Source organism: Elioraea sp. Yellowstone (assembly GCF_006704265.1).
Lineage (GTDB): Bacteria > Pseudomonadota > Alphaproteobacteria > Acetobacterales > Acetobacteraceae > Elioraea.
The window spans coordinates 1-4,524 of sequence record NZ_VIKA01000208.1 but is presented as its reverse complement, the minus strand read 5'-3'; the positions used below and the strand labels follow the sequence as shown (position 1 = coordinate 4,524).

Below are 4,524 nucleotides of genomic sequence, written 5' to 3'. Positions count from 1 at the left end.
ATAAGAGACAGGGTTCGGATCGCGCGCGTGCGCCGCCTGGGCCGCCTCCTGCGCGCCGGCCGCATCGCCGGCGGCGAGCCGTGCCACGGCGAGCCGGGCAAGCACGCCGGCATTGTCGGGCGCGCGCTCGGCGGCCCTGGTGAAGGCCTCGAGCGCCTCCTGCCGCCGCCCCGTCAGCGCATGGGCCCGCCCCAGCATGTCGTAGGCCTCGGCATCCGCGGCCCCGCGCTGCGCGAGGCGGTCGAGCGTGCCGGCCGCCGCATCGGGCGCGCCGCGCTGCATCTCGAGCGCGGCGAGCAGCTTCGCCCCGCGCGGATCCTCGGGCCGGCGCGCGACATGGCGCCGTGCCGCGTCCTCGGCCTGTTCGAGCTGCCCGACCTCGCGCTTGACGGTGGCGAGCAGCAGGAGTCCGTCAGGGATGTTCGGCACCTGGGCCTGGATGCGCTGTAGCGCCTCGTCGGCCTCGCGCCACTGGCGCGCGCGCGCGTGCAGCATGGCGCTGAGATAGACCCCGAGCGGCGTGTTCGGCGCGAGCCGCAGCACGGTATCGACCTCCCGGCGCGCCTCCGCGTCGTTGTTCATGCGCATCAGCGTCTCGCCGCGGCGCAGCCGCGCGACCAGGTTGCCGGGCTCGCGGCTCAGCACCTTGGCGAAGGTCTCGGCGGCCTGGGGGAGTTCGCCGCGCTCGAACTGGAAGCTGCCCTTGCGCAGGAGCGCCTCTGGATGGTCGGGCGCGAGCGCGAGCGCGCGGTCGACCGCCGCCTCGGCGGCGGCGCGGTCGCCGCCGATCGCGGCGATGGTCGCGGCGGCGAGGTGCGGCTCGACGAGATCGGGCGCGAGCCGCACCGCATCGGCGGCGGCGCGCGCGGCGTCCTCGCGCCGGTTCAGGGCGGCATAGGCGAGCGCGCGTCCGGCCGCGACCTGGCCCGCGACCGCGTTCGGCACCTGTCCCTCCTGCATCGGGAAGTCGCGCAGGATCTCCTCGAACTTGCGCAAGGTCAGGTAGGCGCGCAGCAGCAGCGCCGTGCCGGCGGCCCGGTCGTAGCCGCGTTCGAGCGCGGCGCGGGCCTCCTTCTCCGCCGTGTCGCCGTCGCCGAGATCGAGGCTTGCCTGGGCGAGCGCGGCACGCAGCGCCGGATCGTCGGGGCTGGCGCGCACCGCGTTGCGGTATTCGATCTGCGCGGCGCGCAGATCGCCGCGCGCCTGGGCGGCGCGCGCCCGCTCGACCGAGGCCTCGCCCGGCGCGGCGGCCAGCAGCGCGGCGGCGAGCGCCAGGGCGGGGGCAAGGCGGGGAAGCGTGACGAGCCGTGGCATGGCGTGTCTCCGTCAGACGGCGTCGGCGGACGCGGCGGCGGTGCCGGCCTCGGGGCGCGGCAGCGGGATCCCGTGCGTCTCGAGCAGCGAATAGAGGGTGGGGCGGCTGATCCCGAGCAGCCGCGCGGCGGCGGCGAGGCTGCCCTGGCTCCTCGCAAGCGCGCGCTCGATCGCGTCGCGCTCGGCGCGCATCCGTGCCGCGCGCAGGTCGAGATCGACCTCGCTGTCGGCCGCCTGCGCCTCGACCGCGGCCGGCGTGGGGGCGGCGAGCTCGAGATCCTCGGCGGTCACCAGCGGGCCCTCGGCCATCAGCGCGGCGCGGCGGACGCGGTTCATCAGCTCGCGCACATTGCCCGGCCAGCGATGCGCGGCCATCGCGGCGAGCGCCGTGGCGTCGAAGCCCTGCAGCCGGCGGCCGAACTCGCGCCCGTCGCGCGCGAGGAAGGCGCGCGCGAGCAGGCCGATATCCCCGCCGCGCTCGCGCAAGGGGGGGATGCGCACGGTCACGGCGTTCAGGCGGTAGAGCAGGTCGGCGCGGAAGCGGCCCTGCGCGACATGCTCCTCGAGCGGCTGATTGGTCGCCGAGACGAAGCGCACATCGACCTTGATCGGGGTCCGCCCGCCGATCCGCTCGATCGTCTGCTCCTGCAGGAAGCGCAGCATCTTCGCCTGGAGATTGCCCGGCAGGTCGCCGATCTCGTCGAGGAACAGCGTGCCGCCGTTCGCCTGCTCGATCCTGCCGATCACCTGGCGCACGGCGCCGGTGAAGGCACCCCTCTCGTGACCGAACAGCTCGGCCTCGAGCAGCGTCTCGGGGATCGCGGCGGCATTGATGGCGACGAAGGGCTTCTCGGCGCGCGGCCCCATCTCGTGCAGCGCGCGCGCGAGCGCCTCCTTGCCGGTGCCGGATTCGCCGAGCAGCAGCACCGGCACCGAGACCGAGGCCAGCCGCTCCACCTGCCGGCAGACCTTCAGCATCGCCTCGTCGGCGGTGAGGATGTCGCGGATCGGGCTGGGGCGGGGCTGGGCGGCCAGCCGCTGGTTCTCCTCCTCGAGCTCGCGCAGGCGCAGCGCGCGCGCGAGCACCGTGCGCAGGAGCGCCAAGTCGGCCGGCTTCTCGCAGAAATCGTAGGCGCCGAGAGCGATCGCGCGCAGCATGTTCTCGCGCTGATCCTGGCCCGAGGAGACCACCACCGGCATGGTCGGATAGAGCCGGCGCAGGGTCTCGAGCGTGGCGAAGCCTTCGGCCACGCCTTCGGCGTCCGGCGGCAGGCCGAGATCGAGCAGCACCACGGCGGGCTGTTCGCGCCGGGCGACGGCTTCCGCCTCGGCGCGGTCGTTGGCGATCAGCACGCGCCAGGCCGGGAAGCCCCACTTGTACTGCGCGCACAGCGCCTGGTCGTCCTCGACCACCAGGAGCTTGGGCTTGCTCATGCGCGCATCCTCCGCTCGATCTGCGTCGTCTCTCCCGCCGTGTCCCGACGATCGGCGGGCGCGAGCTCGATCCGCATGGTGGTGCCCGCGCCCGGCCGCGTCAGCACGGAGAGATTCCCTCCCGCCGCCCGCAGGAGCTCGCGCGCCTGCCAGGCGCCGATGCCGCTGCCCCTGGGCTTGGCGGTGCCGAGCGGGCGGAACAGCACGTCGCGCACGAACTCGGCGCTCATGCCGGGGCCGCGGTCGATGATCTCGATCACGATCCGCCCTGCCGCGCGGGCGAGCCGCAGGCGCACCATCTCGCCCGGCGGCGAGGCATCGATGGCGTTGTTGACGAGATGCGTCACCGCGGCATCGAACGCCTCCGCGCCGATCGCGGCAAGGCCGGGCTCGCCCTCGACCTCGAGGATCACGCGACCCTGGCGCGCCGCCGCGATGGCCGCGAGCCGGACGGCCGGATCGATGCGCAGGGCGGCGGGCGCGCTCCCCTCGTCCTCGGCCTCGGGCTGGCGCAGCCGTGCGATCAGCGTGTTGATGCGGTCGGCCGCGGCGCGCACGGTCAGCAGCATGTCACGCTGGAACTCGGGGTCCTGCATGTGGTCCTCGGCATTCGCGAGCAGCAGGCTCAGCTGGTGCGAGACGGTCTTCACGTCGTGCGCGACGAAGGCGAAGCGCTTGGCATAGTCGGCGAGCCGGCGGCTCTCGGCCAGCCGTTCGGCGGCGCGCCGTTCGGCGAGGAACATCGCCACCTCGCGGCCGAGCGTGCGCAGGAGATCGAAGGTCTCGCCGTCGAGCGGGAAGGGGGCGCGCGGGGGGGCGAGCAGCACGATGCCGATCAGCCCCTCGCGATGATGCGGCAGCGGCACGGCGAGCCAGAGCGGACCGCAGGCCTGGTTGAGGTCGGGCAGGGGCGCCTCGGCGAACTCGACGATCCAGGTGCCGTCGCGCAAGGCGCCGAACAGGGGATGCTCCGGGCCGAGGGAGGCCGGCGCGGCCGGACGGTTCCAGGACTGCGCCCAGGCGAAGCGGGGGGCGCCGTCGGGCTCCTCGCGCAGGAGCAGCACGCCGGCGGGGCTGTCCACCGGATCGGCGATCGCGCGGATCGCGCGCAAGGCGGGCGGCGCCTCGGCGTCGGCGGCGGAGAGGGTGGCGACGGTGCGCAGCCATTCGCGCCGATAGTCGTGCCGGGCGGTGAAGAAGTTGTCGACGATCTGCCGGCGCAGCCGCGAGCGCACCGACTGCGAGGAGACCGCTACCAGGAGGGCGAGCGCCGCACCGGCGAGCAGGCTGATCTGCACCGCCCGGCTCCAGTCGGCGCCGAGATGGCGCACCACCTCGCCGGCCAGCCCGATGCCGAGCAGGAACACCCCGCCGACCACCAGGGTGGCGCCGTGGAAGACCACGGTGCGGCTGAGGGGGAGCTGGCGCCGCCAGCGGCGGTCGCGCACCGCGGCGATCGCGAGCAGCGGCATTGCGAGCGCGGTGACGACGGCGCGCGCATCCAGGAGCGGCACCGAGAAGGCGCGCGCCAGCACCGCATCGGCGTAGACGAACACGTCGAAGGCGGCGAGGCCGCCGAAGGCGATGCAGGGCAGGTTGACGTGCCAGCGAGCGGCCTCGTCGGTGTTGCGCCAGACGTTCTCGGCGAGCAGCACGGTGGCGAGCGCCAGCCCCAGCCGGGCGAGGAGGGCGGGCGAACCGAGCGTGGGCAGCGCGAGCGCCGCGGTCGGGCCCGGCACGAGCGCGGCGGCGGCGAGGAACGGCAGCGCCCAGAGG

Annotated in this window: 3 protein-coding genes; all 3 read right to left on the bottom strand. The window is 74.9% G+C overall.

Features of this window, described 5'->3' with window-relative positions:
- Positions 1 to 1,314 (bottom strand): tetratricopeptide repeat protein (locus tag FK498_RS17555; RefSeq protein ID WP_141856850.1); only part of this gene is annotated, 1,314 nt, incomplete at its 3' end.
- Between the two features lie 12 nt (positions 1,315 to 1,326).
- On the bottom strand, positions 1,327 to 2,748 hold the full coding sequence (gene prsR, locus FK498_RS17550) for a PEP-CTERM-box response regulator transcription factor (RefSeq protein ID WP_141856848.1): 1,422 nt from the start codon (positions 2,746 to 2,748) through the stop codon (positions 1,327 to 1,329).
- Positions 2,745 to 4,524, bottom strand: a 1,780-nt coding sequence (gene prsK, locus FK498_RS17545) for an XrtA/PEP-CTERM system histidine kinase PrsK (protein WP_141856846.1), incomplete at its 5' end; no start/stop codon positions are given. The genes prsR and prsK, both read right to left, overlap by 4 nt.

Bases quoted from the DNA above. Each gene is read 5' to 3' on its own strand.
- prsR (WP_141856848.1), bottom strand. From the start codon at position 2,748: ATGAGCAAGCCCAAGCTCCTGGTGGTCGAGGACGACCAGGCGCTGTGC.